At 66.7% G+C, this 15,983-nt stretch carries 18 protein-coding genes; 7 read left to right on the top strand and 11 right to left on the bottom strand.

Features of this window, described 5'->3' with window-relative positions:
• Positions 1 to 101: 101 nt before the first annotated feature.
• From MHN84_RS09650 to MHN84_RS09630, 5 genes are all read left to right on the top strand, one after another.
• On the top strand, positions 102 to 701 hold the full coding sequence (locus tag MHN84_RS09650) for a TetR/AcrR family transcriptional regulator (RefSeq protein ID WP_241204404.1): 600 nt from the start codon (positions 102 to 104) through the stop codon (positions 699 to 701).
• A gap of 341 nt (positions 702 to 1,042) precedes the next feature.
• The gene (locus tag MHN84_RS09645; RefSeq protein ID WP_241204403.1) at positions 1,043 to 1,519 is read left to right on the top strand and encodes a DUF1772 domain-containing protein; all 477 of its coding nucleotides are present in this window, start codon (positions 1,043 to 1,045) and stop codon (positions 1,517 to 1,519) included.
• Between the two features lie 46 nt (positions 1,520 to 1,565).
• Positions 1,566 to 1,883 carry an NIPSNAP family protein gene (locus MHN84_RS09640; RefSeq protein WP_241204402.1) on the top strand — a complete coding sequence of 106 codons (318 nt, stop codon included), beginning with the start codon at positions 1,566 to 1,568 and terminating at the stop codon, positions 1,881 to 1,883.
• Between the two features lie 25 nt (positions 1,884 to 1,908).
• The gene (locus MHN84_RS09635) at positions 1,909 to 2,292 is read left to right on the top strand and encodes a DUF4267 domain-containing protein (RefSeq protein ID WP_241204401.1); all 384 of its coding nucleotides are present in this window, start codon (positions 1,909 to 1,911) and stop codon (positions 2,290 to 2,292) included.
• A 34-nt stretch (positions 2,293 to 2,326) separates the two neighbouring features.
• The gene (locus MHN84_RS09630) at positions 2,327 to 3,742 is read left to right on the top strand and encodes an FAD-binding oxidoreductase (protein ID WP_241204400.1); all 1,416 of its coding nucleotides are present in this window, start codon (positions 2,327 to 2,329) and stop codon (positions 3,740 to 3,742) included.
• A gap of 104 nt (positions 3,743 to 3,846) precedes the next feature.
• Here the strand turns inward: MHN84_RS09630 and MHN84_RS09625 are convergent, their stop codons facing one another.
• A complete protein-coding gene (locus MHN84_RS09625; RefSeq protein WP_241204399.1) occupies positions 3,847 to 4,452 on the bottom strand; it encodes a TetR/AcrR family transcriptional regulator in 606 nt (201 codons plus the stop codon).
• Between the two features lie 205 nt (positions 4,453 to 4,657).
• The gene (locus MHN84_RS09620) at positions 4,658 to 5,023 is read right to left on the bottom strand and encodes a Rid family hydrolase (RefSeq protein ID WP_241204566.1); all 366 of its coding nucleotides are present in this window, start codon (positions 5,021 to 5,023) and stop codon (positions 4,658 to 4,660) included.
• 161 nt (positions 5,024 to 5,184) lie between these two features.
• Here MHN84_RS09620 and MHN84_RS09615 point away from each other — a divergent pair, with 161 nt between their 5' ends.
• Positions 5,185 to 5,691 (top strand): MarR family winged helix-turn-helix transcriptional regulator, encoded by a 507-nt coding sequence (locus MHN84_RS09615; protein WP_241204398.1) that lies wholly within the window; start codon positions 5,185 to 5,187, stop codon positions 5,689 to 5,691.
• Between the two features lie 118 nt (positions 5,692 to 5,809).
• Here the strand turns inward: MHN84_RS09615 and dnaB are convergent, their stop codons facing one another.
• The 7 genes from dnaB to MHN84_RS09580 form a co-directional block, all read right to left on the bottom strand.
• Positions 5,810 to 8,011: a replicative DNA helicase gene (gene dnaB / locus MHN84_RS09610; protein ID WP_241204397.1), complete on the bottom strand. Its 2,202-nt coding sequence runs from the start codon at positions 8,009 to 8,011 to the stop codon at positions 5,810 to 5,812.
• Between the two features lie 471 nt (positions 8,012 to 8,482).
• Positions 8,483 to 8,938, bottom strand: a complete 456-nt coding sequence (gene rplI, locus MHN84_RS09605; RefSeq protein WP_241204396.1) for a 50S ribosomal protein L9 — start codon at positions 8,936 to 8,938, stop codon at positions 8,483 to 8,485.
• A gap of 11 nt (positions 8,939 to 8,949) precedes the next feature.
• Complete coding sequence (gene rpsR / locus MHN84_RS09600) at positions 8,950 to 9,207, bottom strand: 30S ribosomal protein S18 (protein ID WP_043403642.1); 258 nt, start codon at positions 9,205 to 9,207, stop codon at positions 8,950 to 8,952.
• Positions 9,208 to 9,257: 50 nt separating this feature from the next.
• A complete protein-coding gene (locus MHN84_RS09595) occupies positions 9,258 to 9,770 on the bottom strand; it encodes a single-stranded DNA-binding protein (protein WP_241204395.1) in 513 nt (170 codons plus the stop codon).
• A 66-nt stretch (positions 9,771 to 9,836) separates the two neighbouring features.
• Positions 9,837 to 10,127, bottom strand: coding sequence for a 30S ribosomal protein S6 (gene rpsF, locus MHN84_RS09590; RefSeq protein ID WP_018603055.1), 291 nt, complete (start codon positions 10,125 to 10,127; stop codon positions 9,837 to 9,839).
• A 113-nt stretch (positions 10,128 to 10,240) separates the two neighbouring features.
• The gene (locus MHN84_RS09585; RefSeq protein WP_241204394.1) at positions 10,241 to 10,711 is read right to left on the bottom strand and encodes a DUF5078 domain-containing protein; all 471 of its coding nucleotides are present in this window, start codon (positions 10,709 to 10,711) and stop codon (positions 10,241 to 10,243) included.
• Between the two features lie 86 nt (positions 10,712 to 10,797).
• Complete coding sequence (locus tag MHN84_RS09580; RefSeq protein ID WP_241204393.1) at positions 10,798 to 11,097, bottom strand: hypothetical protein; 300 nt, start codon at positions 11,095 to 11,097, stop codon at positions 10,798 to 10,800.
• A 116-nt stretch (positions 11,098 to 11,213) separates the two neighbouring features.
• Between MHN84_RS09580 and MHN84_RS09575 the strand changes: the two genes are divergently transcribed.
• Positions 11,214 to 12,023: a DUF1206 domain-containing protein gene (locus MHN84_RS09575; RefSeq protein WP_374238351.1), complete on the top strand. Its 810-nt coding sequence runs from the start codon at positions 11,214 to 11,216 to the stop codon at positions 12,021 to 12,023.
• Here MHN84_RS09575 and MHN84_RS09570 read toward each other — a convergent pair.
• Together MHN84_RS09570 and MHN84_RS09565 are read right to left on the bottom strand one after the other, a co-directional pair.
• Positions 11,987 to 13,621 carry a glycosyltransferase family 87 protein gene (locus MHN84_RS09570; RefSeq protein ID WP_241204391.1) on the bottom strand — a complete coding sequence of 545 codons (1,635 nt, stop codon included), beginning with the start codon at positions 13,619 to 13,621 and terminating at the stop codon, positions 11,987 to 11,989. The two genes, MHN84_RS09575 and MHN84_RS09570, sit on opposite strands and share 37 nt — an antisense overlap.
• Complete coding sequence (locus tag MHN84_RS09565; protein WP_374238347.1) at positions 13,618 to 15,969, bottom strand: transglycosylase domain-containing protein; 2,352 nt, start codon at positions 15,967 to 15,969, stop codon at positions 13,618 to 13,620. Before MHN84_RS09565 ends, MHN84_RS09570 begins: the two co-directional genes overlap by 4 nt.
• Between the last annotated feature and the right edge of the window lie 14 nt (positions 15,970 to 15,983).

The following is a 15,983-nucleotide window of genomic DNA, read 5'->3' as shown; positions in this document are numbered from 1 at the left end:
AAGCAACGCAACCGCTTGACGCATGCACCAATGCCTGCTCCCACCGCTCCGAACGTCAGTGATCGCGGATGCATTCCGAACGCGCGACCTAAGGTGGAAATGTGAGCACCGAGTCCAGAGCTGACACCGCGGGGTGTCCATGGACGACGCGTGAAGCCGAACTCCTGGCCGTCACGTTGCAGCAGCTGCAGCTGCATGGATACGACCGATTGACTGTGGATGCCGTCGCAGCCGAAGCACGGGCCAGCAAGGCGACCATGTACCGGCGGTGGCCCTCGAAGGCCGACTTGGTGCTCGCGGCCTTCATCGAGGGCACGCGCAGCTCGTCGGTGCCGCCAAGGACGGGCTCACTGCGCTCGGATCTGATCGAGATCGGTCGCGCGGTGTGCGAACACTCTCGTGAGCACACCCCCACCATGCGCGCGGTACTGAACGAGATGTCGCACAACCCGCGGCTAAGCCAGGCGTTCCAACAAAAGTTCGTCATGCAACGCAAAATGATCATCGACGGCGTGCTCGCCGCCGCGGTGGAACGCGGCGAGATCGACGCATCGGCGATCAACGAAGAGGTATTCGATCTGCTGCCCGGCTACCTGGTGTTCCGCGCGATGGTCGCCGACCGGCCGCCGACCGAGGAGACCGTACGGACTCTCGTTGACACGGTGCTGATGCCCAGTTTGACGAGGAAGACCGGCGGTTGACCATACTGTCTGCCTGCAGATAGCTACGGGTTTCGCGGAGGCCGCAGCGTAACCAGAACGGTTGAGGGACAACGGTCTTAGCAGGCCCTCAAGAGGCAAGCCGGCTTCGTTTCCCACGGCCAGCAGAAGTCGTGTAGACCGTCGCGTCGCCGTCCCGACAAGGTTGAGTAGCGACGTGCAAGAGCGCGATCTCGTCGAGACCCTCTACCGCGGGCTGATCGAGACCACCGTCGACAATGAATCCCACGGCTCTGTTAGCGTCGCTACTTCTCATAGCGTTGCTATTGACTGCGTGACGCGAGGGGGTTAGCGTTGCTAGCACCAACCGAGAAGGAGCTCACATGGACCTGGAGCATGTCGTCCGAGTCGCCGCGCTGATCGCGGTCCTGGGCACCAGCGTGGTGTTCGGCACTGATGTGTTCTGCGCGATCGTGCTACGACCCGCACTGGCGCATGTCGGCGACGCCGCATTGGTCACACTGACCGGTTACGTACATCGTTACGGCGACCGGCGCATGCCGATCGCCGCAGTTCCAGGCGTTGCAGGCGCTGCGGTCGGTGCGATCGCCGCGGTCGTGGCCGGCCACGTCATGCAGGCAATCGCTGCTTGTACCGCTCTGGCAGCACTGCTCATCTGGCTACTCATCTACCTCCGGGTCAGCGCGCCGATCAACCGGCACCTGACCGCCGCCGCCGAGGCCGGCCACACCCTCGCGACCGGCCGCCGCCTTCAAACGAAGTGGAATTCAGTCATCGACGTCCGCGCCGCCCTGCAGGGGATTGCGGTAGGCGCCTCCTGCCTGGTCCTCATCGCCTGACCTGTCCCGCCGACACCGGCACGCCCCCTCGACCGATGGAGCACCGATGTTTCAACTGCGGATCTACACCCTGCGATCACCTGAGGCATTGCGGCGTTACGCCGACGTGCACTGGGCCCGCCACCTGCCCACCTTCGCCGGGTTCGGTATCGCCACTCACGGGGTGTGGACCGAGCACGGCCGTGACGCCCATCGGCTGATCGCCGTGATCGAGTACCCACCCGCCACCGACCCCGACGAGCTGACCCGCCGCGTGATGGCCAGTCGCGAATTCGCCTCGGACATGGCCGGTTTCGACGTCGCCGACATTCTCGACGTCCAGACCACCCTGCTCGACCCCACCACCTTCTCCCCCACCCGATAACGAACCACTCACAGGAGAACTCGACGTGAACGTCACGACCACCATCGGCTACGTTCTAGCCGGCGTCCTCGCGGCCGCCATCATCCTCATCGGCGCGCGCTTCCTGCTCGCGCCGCGCACCGCGGCCGCCGGCTACGGTGTACTGCCCGATCTCGACCAGCCCGGTGCCCGCGCCTACCTGAGCGTGAAGGGCATCCGCGACATCACCACCGGGCTGTTCGTGATCATCCTCCTGATCACCCACGCCACGCACCTCCTCGGCTGGGTCATGCTCACCGCCACTCTGATCCCGATCGTCGACGCGACCATCGTGCTGCGCAGCGGCGGCGCGAAGTCCATCGCGTACGGCGTGCACGGCGGTACCGCTGCGGTCATGCTCCTCACCACCGGCTTGTTGCTCGCCTCCTGACCGGCTCTGCCACCCCCCCGCCTAGGAGGAGCGAATGACCGACAGCAGAACCGATGTGTACGCTGCGCCAGATACTGAGCTCTACCGGGCCGCAACGACTCCGCACAACGCCACGGTCACCCAGCACCCGGCTGCTGTGGCCCACCCACATACCGCCGAGGAAGTCGCCGATGCCGTGCAGTGGGCCGTCCGACACGACCTACGGGTGGCCGTGCAGGCCAGCGGGCACGGCGCCGGCGCGCCGATCGGCGCCGACCACCTCCTGATCAACACCTCCGATATGAACACCGTCCACGTCGACGCCGCCGCCCGAATCGCTCACGTCGGCGCCGGAACCACGTGGACCGGCGTCAACGCGGTCGCCGAACCGCACGGGTTGCTCGGGTTGGCAGGCACCTCCCCGACCGTGTCGGTGTCTGGCTACACCTTCGGCGGTGGAGTCGGGTTCCTGACCCGCCCGCACGGCATGGCGTCGTCGACGCTGCTGGCGGTCGACTACGTCGACGGCACCGGCCGGATTCGCCGCGCCGCCGAGGACGCCGACGACGAGATGGACCGAGAGGCGCTATGGGCCTTCCGCGGCGGCGGCGGCGTCGGCATCGCCACCGCTTTGACTCTCGAACTGGTTGCACCGCACGCGGTATGGGCCGGATACCGGGTGTGGAGCATCGACGCATTGGAGCCTGTCGTCGCCGCCTGGACCGACGCGATGCCCAATATCGGAGAGGCGCTGTCGACAAGCCTGAGCGTGCTGCACACCCCGCCGGGCGCCCCCATGTTCCCTCCGGCGCTCCGCGGCGTCCCGGTGGTGCATCTGGCATTCGCCTCCCCACGCGCGGCTGAAGCAGCCGAACCATTGCTGCAGGCGCTGCGGTCTGCGCCGACGGCGGTGGTTGACGACAGCTGGGGGCCCGCCGACGCCGGCCGGCTTGCCCGCATCCACCTCGACCCGCCCAATCCCGTTCCGGCACTGGGCATCGGCCGTTGGCTGGGTCCGAACGCGCCGGCAGTCAGCGCCGACATCTTGCGGACCGCCGCTGAAGTCGATTCATCGGTGGTGATGGTCGAGCTGCGCAACCTCGACACCATGGCGCGCGCCCGCGACGGAGCACTGACCGCAGTCCCCGGCCCCTACCTACTGCATGCGGTGGGCACCGCCGGTGACATCACCGCCCGCGCACGCACCGAGGACGGCTTGACGAGAGTGCGCGCGGCGGCGGACACCGCTGACATCGGCCGTTCCGCCGGACCGTTCGCCGATGGCCGCGCCGCCGACCGCAACGGATTCGGCCACGACGACCTGCAGCGCCTGGCCCGCATCAGCACCACCGTCGACCCCGATCGCTGCCTGGCCCCCACCCGCACCCTGGCCGCGTTCCACACCACCACCGCGGCCCACCTCGAACGCGCCGTCAAAATGGCAAAGGGCGACGATCAGCTGGCCCAATGACGGTGCGCGGTGGCCGGTGAGGCGCTCAGCTGAACGAGCCAACGCTTCCCGCCGCACAGCTCAATTACGCTGCGCTGCAGAGTCGGTCGCCGACTGCCGCCCGATCAGGGGTGGTCGCCGTGCCGTGTCGGTGGCGCGTCGCCGGCGACCAGCTCGACCAGTAGTCTGACCCGGTCGTCCACCCGTTCTGCCGGGAGCCGGCCGGTGGAGCCGAGGGTGACCATCCCGTGCAGTGCCGCCCAGAAGAGTTCGGTGAGGGTGTCGACGTCGCGGGCACCGGCGACCAGGCCGATCGCCTGACGCAATGCCGCGAACGCTGCGGACAACTGCGGAGGGGTGTCCTGCTCGGCGAAGCGCAGCGCCGTAGCACGGGTGAACATCGCGTCGTACACCGCTGGGTTGCGTTGTGCGAAATCCAAATACGCCCGGGCGATCCGCGGCAGAACAGTTTTGGCAGGACCGTCGGTCGCACTGGCGGCCGCAATGGCCTCGGCGATCTCGGCATAGCCCTGCACCGCGACCGCGTCGGCGATCTGCGTCAAGCCCGCGAAGTGCTTGTAGAGAACAGGCTGGCTGTACTCGATCTCAGCGGACAGTCGCCTGGTGGTCACCGCATCCCACCCTTCAGCCTCGGCCAGCTCACGAGCTGTCGCGACGATCAGCTCCCGGCGTGCGATGCGGTCCCGCTCGCGGCGCTCTTCGATACCCACAGTATGATGGTAGCACCGCTAGATGTAGTAGCCACGCTAACCTCCGTGACAACTGGACGAATACTGTTGCGCTGTATAGGGGTCGCCGATCACCTGCCAACGCGCCTGCGATTTCCCGGGTTTCGGGACCGCGCTGAGTCGTGGCGCCGAAAGAACGCGAGGATCACGGATCCGCACAGTTCGGCTTCCGCGCTGTGGCCACGGATCAGCTTCCGTCACCGACGATCGCGGTGGCCCGGATCTCCACCCGCATCTTGGGTGCACCGAGGGTGGCCACGCCGAGTTGCGTCCAGATCGGAGAGCGGTCCCCCATCCGCTTGCGGAATTGCGCCACCATCACTCGATTGTGATCGTCGCCGATCGAGTCATCCGCTGTGGAGATGTGATACGAATCCACGGCGATGACGTCGCCCCACGTCGCTCCGGCGTGGGCGAGCGTCCGCTCCAGGTTGTCGAAGGCCCGAATGATCTCGTCCTCAAGGGATTCCGGGAAGTCGAAGTCGTCGTCCCATCCCCCCTGCCCCGAGGCCTCGATCCGGTTGCCGATGCGAACCGCTTGGTTGTAATGCATGTTCGACAGCTGGGTGTCGCCATAACCGGGGGTGGCGAAGAATTCGATATGGGGCACGACTACTCCTTGGGAGTTAACTTCATGATTGAATTAATACGTGAAGTAAAGCTAGCACGTTATGACTTCACGCGTAAAGTCATGTCCGTTGGTTAAGATCGGCTATGCCCAGCGACACGTCCGCCACACCCACGCCCGACGGCAAGGGCGGTGGGGACATCCGTTGGCTGACGGAGGGCGAGAAGGACGCCTGGACCGCCTTGGTGTCGATCATGCTTCTGCTGCCCGGGCGGCTGGAGTCTCCGTTGCAGAGTCACGCCGGGCTGACGCTCTTCGAGTACCTCGCCCTGAGTCACATCTCGGAGGCGCCCGATCGTCGCCTGCGGATGAGTGAACTCGCCTTCTTGGCCAATGGGTCGCTGTCGCGACTGTCCAACGTGGTCAAGCGATTCGAGCAGCGTGGGTGGGTCGAACGCTCACCCGATCCAACCGACGGCCGCTACACGATCGCCGCCCTGACCGACAGTGGATACGACGTTGTGGTCGCGGCGGCTCCCATCCACTTGCGAACGGTGCGCGAGGTGGTCCTTGATCCTCTGAACGACGCCGACCGGCGAGCCCTCGTCCGCATCGCCGGCAAGATGCGTATCCGTCCCACCGAGTTCGGCTGAGAAACAGCGCGCTACTGCACTGACACCACGGGGCTGGTTCGGCGAGCGACGAATCGGCAGACCTGATCCTAAAGCGAGCGTCGTGGGGTGAGATGCGTGGCCGTGCGACAGACCTCGGCTATTGCTTCGCCATGTTCGCGAACCGCGACAGGTGCAGCTGATGCGCCACCGTCACGGTTCGGGTCGGGCCGGCGCGGTGCTTGGCGATGATCAGGTCGGCCTCACCGCCACGCGGATCATCGCTTTCGAACGCATCCGGACGATGAAGCAACACAACCATATCCGCGTCCTGCTCGATCGAACCCGACTCACGCAGATCCGACAGCTGCGGCTTCTTGTCCGTACGTTGCTCGGGTCCACGGTTCAGCTGGCTCATCGCGACCACCGGCACTTCCAGCTCTTTCGCCAACAGCTTGATCTGCCGGGAGAACTCGGAGACCTCTTGCTGACGCGACTCGACCTTCTTGCCCGACGTCATCAGCTGCAGGTAGTCGATGACCACGAGCCGCAGGTCCGCCTTCTGCTTCAACCGCCGCGCCTTCGCGCGGATCTCCATCATCGTCAGGTTCGGTGAATCGTCGATGTACAGCGGCGCCTCGCTGATCTCACTCATGCGCCGCGCCAGCCGCGTCCAGTCGTCATCGCTCATGCGGCCAGATCGCATGTCGGCCAGCTTGATCCGGGCCTCCGCGGACAGCAGGCGCATGACGATCTCGGTCTTGCTCATCTCCAGCGAGAACACGATGCTCGGAAGGTGGTGCTTGATCGAGCACGACCGCATGAAATCGAGGCCGAGGGTCGAGTTGTGCGTCGGGACCATCGACCGGCTCGCCAGGTACATGTGGCTGACGTTGTCGACCTCCACGCACCGGACCGGCACGCTTGGCACCGGTCGCACGTCGACGATCGTCCGTGAGGCGACGCCAGTCCCCCTGCGCTCCTTGTGCAGCAGTTCCTTGCGATGGAGCCGGAACACGCTGTCGCCGGCTGTGATTCGGAGCCAGCCCGCCACCTCGGACTCGCAGCGATACCCCAGCGACACAACGAGCTCCGCGACACCGCGCGCGAGACGCTCGTCAGCCAGCTCGAGTTCGATCGATCCGTCAACCGCGACGGTTCCGCAAGCGTCAAGCAATCCCGCCAGCAGCGCCCGCCGCTGCGGCTCCGACGCGCGCAGATACTCCGGTGGGATGCGGTCCCGAACGATCGCCCCGCGCTCACTTGACTCCGCCTCGATCCACATCTGGATCTCAGCATCGTCGGTCCAACCGCCGAGCGATGCACCGAACGTGTACGGCGGTACCAAAAGATTCAAGTCCGCGCGCTGAATCGCCGCTGTGTTCTTCACCGTGTGGACAGTGGGCAGCGTCTCGGCGATCTCCCGCGTCGTGCGGATCGCGCCCGACGTCAGCCATTGATGCTCCGCGTCGGCGACGATCACTGTGCCGTCGGAGAACTCGACCTCGAAGCACGGCCGCTCGGTCATCACCTCCGTTGCGGCGACCACGCGCGTCGGCAGTCCGTCGGGCCCGATCAGCTCATCCCCGACGGCGACCTCGCCCATCGTCGTCCATCCCGACGGCGTCGGCAGCGGTGTGTCCAACGCCAGAGCTTTCCCCATACCCGGACGCGCCGCGACGACGATCATCTGGCCCGGGTGCAGCCCGTTGGTCAGCTCGTCGAGTTCGGTGAAGCCCGTCGGCACACCCTTGGAGATGCCGCCCTGGGACGCGATCGCGTCGATCTCGTCCATCGTCGGCTGCAGCAGCTCTTCGAGCGGGACGAAATCCTCGGTGGCCCGGCGCTCGGTGACGTCATAAATCTCGGCCTGCGCACGGTCCACGATTTCGTTGACGTCCGCACCCTCGGCACCGGCGTAGCCGTACTGCACCACACGGGTGCCCGCCTCCACGAGCCGGCGCAGCAGCGACTTCTCCGCCACGATCTCGGCATAGAACCCGGCGTTGGCCGCCGTCGGCACCGTGGAGATCAGCGTGTGCAGATAGGGCGCGCCGCCGACCCGGCGCAACAACCCCTTGCGGTCCAGTTCTGCCGCGACGGTGACCGCGTCAGCAGGCTCTCCGCGGCCGTACAGATCCAGCACCGCGTCGTAGACCAGTTGGTTGGCCGGCTTGTAGAAGTCACCGGGGCGCAGCCGCTCCAGAACATCGGCGATCGCGTCCTTGCTCAGCAGCATGCCGCCCAGCACGGCCTGCTCGGCCGCCAGATCCTGCGGGGGCTGCCGACCGAACTCCTCGTTCGGAGGAGGCTCCATGGCCGCATGCTCATCGGGCCGGCCCAAGTCATCGACGACAGCCACGCGGTGCCCTCACCCCTCCCCAAATCGGTGTCGAACGGACGTTCGATGAGACTGTATGTCGGTGCACCGACATCGTCCCCGCGGCGCCCGCATCGTGTCCGCGACGGCCAACGCTAGACGTTGCTGCGCGAGACGCAACCACCCCTTGTTGACAGACCTGGGGATGGCGTGTGGATAGGTCTGGTGAGCCATGTTGAGGTACTGGGGACAACTTGTGGATCAACACTGTGATCTGGTCCGTTTCCGCAGCTGAACGCCTGTTGAGACGGGGTCGACTCTGTGGATGGTAAATCAGTCGGCGTGTCGACCCGGGTTGCCTTCTCGGGCGTGTTGCGTTTCCATCGCGGGCCGTGCAGGTTAACACCGGGTTATGTTCGCTGTGACGGAATCGGCCGGAACAGTTCGCCGAAAGCACGACAACGGCCGGGCTCGGACCTCTCGGTCCTCACCCGGCCGTTGACTCGTCAGTTGTTAGTTGGCGACCACGTTCAACGACACGGTCGCGGCCACATCGTGGTGCAGCCGGATCGTGACGGAGTGGGTGCCCACGGTCTTGATGTGCGACTTGGGCAGCTGCACGGTCCGCTTGTCGAGGTTCGGACCGCCGGCCTTCTTGATCGCGCCGACCACGTCGGCCGCGGTCACCGAGCCGAACAGCTTGCCCGAGTCCCCGGCGGTCTTCACCGAGAGCTCGACGCCGTCGAGGCCCTCGAGTGCGGTCTTCAGTTCATTGGCGTGCTCGAGGCTCTTGACGCTCTTGAGCTCCTGCGCGCGCCGGATGTCCTCGGCCTGACGAGCAGCGCCACGGGTGGCCACGATCGCCAGCCCGCGGGGCAACAGGTAATTACGGCCGTAGCCGTCCTTCACCTCGACCGCGTCGCCTGCCGTTCCGAGGTGCTCCACCTCGGCAGTCAGAATCAGTTTCATCTCAATCGTCCTTATCGCGTCGACGAGCTGAACGGCAGCAACGCGACCTCGCGGGCGTTCTTCACCGCGATGGCGATATCGCGTTGGTGCTGAACGCAATTGCCGGTCACCCGACGGGCACGGATCTTGCCGCGCTCGCTGATGTAGGTGCGCAGCAGCGCGGTGTCCTTGTAATCGATGTTCTGCCCCTTCTTCGAGCAGAACACGCACTTGCGTGTCTTGACCGGCTTCTCCGGAGCCGGACGCCTCTTGGTGGAGGACTTGGCCATGTGTCTAACTCTTTCTTGAAATGTCTCGGAATGTTCCGAAATGTGTTGTCTCAGAAGGGCGGTTCGTCGTCGGCACCGCCGAAGGAGCCCGACGCGGGCGCGCTGCCCCACGGGTCGTCCTGCGCCCCCGACCTGGGCTGCTCCGAGCCGCGCGACGATCCGCCGCCGCCGCCGAAACCGCCCCCGCCGCCGCCACTGCGGCTCGCCTTGTTCACCTTCGCGGTCGCGTACCGCAGCGACGGCCCGATCTCGTCGACCTCGACCTCGACCACCGTGCGCTTCTCGCCCTCGCGGGTTTCGAAGGAGCGCTGCTTGAGCCGGCCCGTCACGATGACGCGCGACCCGCGGGTGAGGCTCTCGGCCACGTTCTCGGCGGCCTCACGCCAGATGTTGCACCGCAGGAACAGCGCTTCGCCGTCCTTCCACTCCCCGCTCTGCCGGTCGTAGATGCGCGGGGTGGACGCAACGGTGAAGTTGGCCACCGCGGCACCGGACGGCGTGAAACGCAGTTCCGGATCGGCGGTCAGGTTTCCTACGACGGTGATGGTGGTGTCACCAGCCACGAGTTCCTCCTAGGTGAGCGGACGTTGGGCGCGAGCCTACGCAGCGGCTCCGACGATCGGCACTCTTTAGTGCTTGTCGGTCCGCATCACCTTGGTCCGCAGCACGGACTCGTTGAGGTTGAGCTGACGGTCGAGCTCGGACACCGTCGCGGGCTCTGCCTTGACATCGACCACCGCGTAGATGCCCTCGGCATGCTTGGCGATTTCGTACGCCAACCGGCGCCGGCCCCAGATGTCGACCTTGTCGACGCTGCCACCGTCTTTGCGGATGACGTTCAGGAACGTCTCCAATGACGGAGCAACGGTGCGCTCGTCGAGTGTGGGGTCGAGGATGACCATGATTTCGTATGGACGCATAGGGAACCCATCACCTCCTCTGGTCTGACGGCCACGGCGTGTCCGTGGCAGGAGGGTCGCCTGCGTCGGCAACCGGCCCAGGCTACATGACCAGGGAGGAAGGTACGAAATCGCTAACGGCGAACGGGCCAGTCCCAGACGGACATGTCGCCCTTGGGGTAGTTCATGCAGACGTCGGTGGCATGCGCCACGACACCCTTGTTGTTGAAGAACAGCTTCGCCCAGTTACCCCAGCGCGTGGCCGTCTGCTCGTAGAAGACGTTGGTCGCGGTGTCCTCGGAGTACTGGCGCCTCGCGACCGGGTCGAGGGAGAAGAACCAGTGGATCCGGTCGAAGGCCATCTGCTGAACGTCGGCCGGCCGGTTGCTCCGGTCGATCATGTACCGCTCGAAGTACACCGGGCTGGTGTCGCGGGCGGCAGCCATGTACTGCTCGACATCACACTGGGTGACGATGATGCGGTGTGGAATCGGATAGTCGTCGGTCGAGTCCGCCTGGGCGGTACCCGCCGCGCCGAACAACGCCCCCGCGGCCGCCGCCGTCGCCAGCGCGGTCCGCAGCACCCGACTCACCATTCCGGTCATGGTTGCTCCTACTTCGTCGAATGCCTGCGCGCGTCGCGCCGTGGGCCAACTATATAGCGCAGCTAGGCAGCTGCCCAGTCCGATGCTCAGCCGCCGTTGGTGACGGGGTTGGACGACAGCGTAATGAATTGGCCGTGCTTCCACACACCCCAGCGGCCACCCCACATCGACGTCCACACCACGGGCTCGCCGTTCCACATGTCGGCCGGCTTGCGCGGCGCCCAGTTCGGCACCGGCTCGCCCGGCGGGTTCGGGGGGAACTCGGCCGGTCCGGGAGGCGGGGGCGGCGGCTGGGCGACCGACGTCGCCGCGCCGAAGCCCAACGCGCCCGCGGCGAAGCCGCCCAGGAGGACCGCGACGGGCACGGTCTTGGTGAGGAAACCCATGAGACGACTCCAGCCTGTGAAAAATCGAGTTGTTAGCAAATATAACCATCGGCGCAAGGGGGCAAACACCGCCCGGGAGCACTCGTTTCGCCGACCACCATCGCGGGTAGTGCGCTCTGGTGTCCGAGCCGCTCCCCATCGACCGGCTCGTCCAGCACAACGGTATCCGCCGCGCGGCGCGTGCGGGTTTCATCGCGAGCGGCTCCCTGCACTTCTTGATCGCCTACGTGATCGTCAGGATCGCCTCCGGCCTGAGCGGTAACGCCGACCCGTCGGGAGCGATGGCGACCGTGGCCAGCACCACCGACGGCGCGGTGATCCTGTGGGCGATCGCCGTTGCTCTCGTGCCGCTGGCCGCCTGGCGTCTGGCGGAGGCGATCTTCGGGCTGCATCCCGCCGAGCGCGGCAGCGATCCGGAAGACACCAGCCCCGGTAATCGCCTCAAGGCCCTCGGCCTGGTGGCGGTCTACTGCAGCGTCGGCTACACCAGCGTGCGCTTCGCCGTCGGCAGCCGACAGCCCAGCAGCGAGCGGAACTCCGGTCTCAGTTTCGTTCTGATGCAATCTGTTTGGGGCCGGGCCGCACTGATCGCAGTCGGCGTCGTCATCGCCGTCATCGGCGGGTACTACGCGTTCAAGGGCGCGTCCCGGCGATTCGTCGACGATCTGACGATCTCGGGCGGCCCGGTCGTCGTGGTGCTGGGAACGTACGGGTACGTCGCGGAGGGGCTGGTGTACGCGTTGACCGGCATCCTGGTGATGATCGCCGCAGTGCGCACCGATCCGTCCCAGGCCGCCGGGCTGGACGCGGCGGTCAAGACACTCGGCGATTCCCCTGCCGGGGGTGTGCTGCTCGGGTTCGCCGCGCTCGGCTTCGCGTGCTACGGGCTCTACAGCTTCGCGCTGGCCCGGTGGGCCCGAATGTGACCCCGTGGCTGCAACCAGTCCGGCACCCACGGCGGATACGCATCGGGAGCCCGGTCGAACGGCCCGCCGGCCGGATCGTCGATGCCGTGGCCGCGCACCAGGTCCAGCTCCGGCCGGTAGATCTGGCGAATGATCAACGCGCACAACACCACCACCGCGATGTCGCGGAGCAGCACCGTGGCGGTGAACCACTGCTCGGGCAGGCCCTTGTTCTGCTCACCGAACAGGTAGAGCATGCGCGGCACCCAGACCAGCATGTCGATCGTCATCCAGGCCAGCAGCACCCGCCGGTGCGGCAGCGCCAACACCGCCAGCGGCACCAACCACAGGGAGAACTGCGGACTCCACACCTTGTTGGTCAGCAGGAACGCGGCCACCACCAGGAACGCGATCTGGGCGACGCGCGGTCGACGCGCAGCGGTCAGCGTCACGTACGCGATCGCGATGCAGCACGCCACGAACAGCGCGGCGGTGACGGTGTTGAGCACCACCGGCGGCTCCCAGAAGCCGAGATCCGGGTCGAACCCCTGCCACCCGGTGAACGACTTCACCACGTTGTAGAGCGAATCCATGTCGTCACCGCGACGGGTGTTGAGCCGGAAGAACTCCGACCATCCCCGCGGGAACAGCACCATGATCGGCAGGTTGACCACCAGCCAGGTCACCGCGGCCGCGAGCGCCGTCTTGGCGAGCTCCCGAAGCCGTGACGTGCGAACAGCCAACAGCAGCAGGGGGATCAGCAGCAGCAGCGGATAGAGCTTGGCGGCCACCCCCAGGCCGATCAGCACGCCCGCCAGGACAGGTTTTCGGCGCGCCCAGGCCAGCAGTGCACCGGCGGCGGCCGCGGTCGCGAGCGCATCGAAGTTGGTGAAGATCTGGAAGATCACCAGCGGAGAAGACGCGACCAATGCGGCGTCCCAGATGCGCCGGGCGCCGGCCAGCAGCGCCGTCGCCCACACGGTGGTGAGCCAGGCCAGCGCGAGGCCGAACGCGGAGATGTTGAAGAACATCACCACCTCGGCGATGATCGGCACCGACGTCAGCTTGGTCAGGGTCGTGTACGTCTTGGCCAGCGACATCGACAGGTACTGGTAGATCCCGGTCAACACCGGATACTCCATGTACCGCACCGCGGGGGTGCCGTCGTACTGGACCCGGGGCATGCCCTTCTCGTCGGTTTCCAACCAGCTCGACTTGTACGGGAACTTCCCGAGATTGAGCAGCTCAGCGGTGTAGAGCGGCACGGTGTCGGAGTAACAGAGCTCGTAGTAGGCCCGGTTGTTGGCCCAGTTGCCGACCCGCTGATCGGCTGTCCCCGCGCCGGTCGTCTGCAGGCATGCCGCCTTGGTGGAGTAGCCCAACGCCAGGAACACCAGCGCGATGATCAGCATCACCCGCAGCGGGGTCAGGAAACGAGTGCGGCCGATCAGTGCGTGCCGACCGACCGGACCGCCGATGGTGCCCGACAGCGCGGCACCGAGAGTGTCTGTGCGGCTGGGAAGGTCGCGGTCGTCGAGGCTCCGGCGATCCTCGGCCAGCGGAGCAGGCGATTCGACTGGTGCCGGCGACTCGGTGGCCGACGGAACCGGTAACGTCACGGAGGCGGCGGCGCGCCAGGCACCAGCGGAGCCGGAGCGCCGGGCGGCGGAACGGCGGGCGACGGCGCGCCGGGCACCACCTCGGGACCGGGGGCCGCCCCGTCCGGTGCGGGCGCGGGCGTTGCCGGCACCGTCGTCGGCGGGCCCCACGGGATCGTGATGCCGGGCGCGATCTCGAGAGTCGGCTGGATCACCGTGTTGGACGGCGGCGGCGCCACCGTGGTCGACGGCGGTGGTGGCGGGGCCTGTGGCACACCGGCGTACCCGCCGATCTCCTCCGGCTTCGGGAACGACTCGTTGTCGGTGCCGTCCAGCGCACCGTCCATCGTCGCCTTCCAGATGTCGCTCGGGATGCCCGATCCGTACACCGGTGAGCCCCACTTGTTCTCGAGCGGCTTCGTGCCGTCGACGGTGCCGACCCAGACGGCCGTCGACAACGACGGCGTGTAACCGACCATCCAGGCGTCGCGGTTGGCACCGGTGTCACCGAGCTGGTTGGTTCCGGTCTTGGCGCCCGACGGGCGACCGCCGGCCAGCGCGTGACCGTTCGAGTACCCGGCGATCGGCTGCATGGCCGCGATGACGTTGTCGGCCACGGCCTTGTCGATGCGCTGCTCGCCCGCGTTGTCCTCCTGGGTCGCGTCGAACAGGACAGTGCCCTCGGAATTGACGACCTTCTGCACGAAGTGCGGCTTGTGGTACACCCCGGACGCCGCGATCGTCGCGTAGGCCGACGCCATGTCGATCACCCGGGACTGGTACTGGCCCAGCACGATGCCGTTGTTCGGCGGGCCGCCCTTGCCGTCCTCGGACAGCGTGTGCTCGACACCGGGGAAGCTCTCGGCGATACCGGCCGCGTGCGCGGCATCGGCCACATCCTGGGGACCGTTCTTCAGCTTGAGCATCAGCCGGTAGTAGCTGGTGTTCAACGACCTCTTCAACGCCTCGGCGATGTTGCAGTTGCCGCAGCTGCTGCCCTCGACGTTCGTGATCTTGATGCCGTCGACCGTCAGCGGCGAGCTGTCCACCTGGTAGCCCAGACCCATGCCCTGCTGCAGCGCGGCGATCAACGCGAACACCTTGAACGACGATCCGGTCGGCAATCCGGCTTGGGCGAAGTCGAATCCGTTGGCGTCCGAGCCGCCGTAGTAGGCCTTCACTCCGCCGGTCTTGGGGTCGATGGACACCACCGCCGTGCGCATGTCCGGGTCCTGACCGTCCATGTACTCGTCGACCGCGTCCAGAGCAGCCGACTGCGCCTTCGGGTCGATGGTCGTCGTGACCTGCAGGCCCTCGGTGTTGAGCTGCTGTTCGCTGATGTTGAAGATGTCCATCAGCTCGTTGATCACCTGGCGTTCGATCAGGCCGTTGGGCCCGGTCGTCTGATTCTGGGTGGTCGCCGCGTCCGGCGGGATCGTCGGCGGGAACACCTGCGCTGCGCGGTCCTTGGCCGACAGCGCGCCGATCTCCACCATGCCGTCGAGCACCCAGTTCCACCGGTCGTTCGCGGCTTCGGGGTCGACGGCGGGATCGAGCGCCGACGGCCGCTGGATCAGCGCAGCGAGCAGTGCACCCTCGGCGACGGTGAGTTGCTCGACGGGCTTGTTGAAGTACGCCTTCGACGCAGCGGCCACGCCGTAGGCGCCGCGACCGAAATAGATGATGTTCAGGTAGGACTGCATCACCTGGTCCTTGGACCACTCGCTGGACATCTTCGTCGAGATGACCAGCTCCTTGGCTTTTCGGACCAGCCCGCCCACGCCCGACCGAGCGTCGCCGACCAGAGCGTTCTTCACGTACTGCTGGGTGATCGTCGACCCGCCCTGCAGGTCGCCGCCGAACAGGTTGTTCTTGAAGGCGCGCAGGAAGCCGGTGAACGAGAAGCCCGGATTGGAGTAGAAGTCGCGGTCCTCGGCGGCCATCACGGCGTCGCGCACATGCACCGGAATCTGGTCGATGCCGACGTCGATCCGGTTGCCCTCGGGCGGGACGATCTTCGCGATCTCCGATCCGTCGCTGGCCAGGATCGTCGACACCTGCGCGGTGCGGATGTCGCCCGGGTTGGGCACGTCGACGATGAGGTACGCCATGCCGAACGTCAGCAGCGGCAAGACGATGAGCACGGCGGCGGCGGCGACCAGGCCGCGGCGCACCCACCTCCAGTTGATCTGCTCGCGCCAGCCGGGTCGATGACCCGACGGACCGCCCCCGCCCGGACCGCCACCGCCCGTCGGGCGACGCGGCGGCGGCGGCGGTTGCTTCGGCGGACGACCGTCGAGCGCCCGCTTGACGTCGTCGATCGGATCCTTCAGATGCCGCGGCCGCTCCTCGCGAACCGGCGGCAACACCGTCGTCAACCGGT

It is taken from the genome of Mycobacterium sp. PSTR-4-N, from assembly GCF_022348085.1.
In the GTDB taxonomy this organism is placed as follows: Bacteria; Actinomycetota; Actinomycetes; order Mycobacteriales; family Mycobacteriaceae; genus Mycobacterium.
Note: the sequence above shows the minus strand (reverse complement) of the source record. Positions and strands in the feature narration are given on the sequence as shown.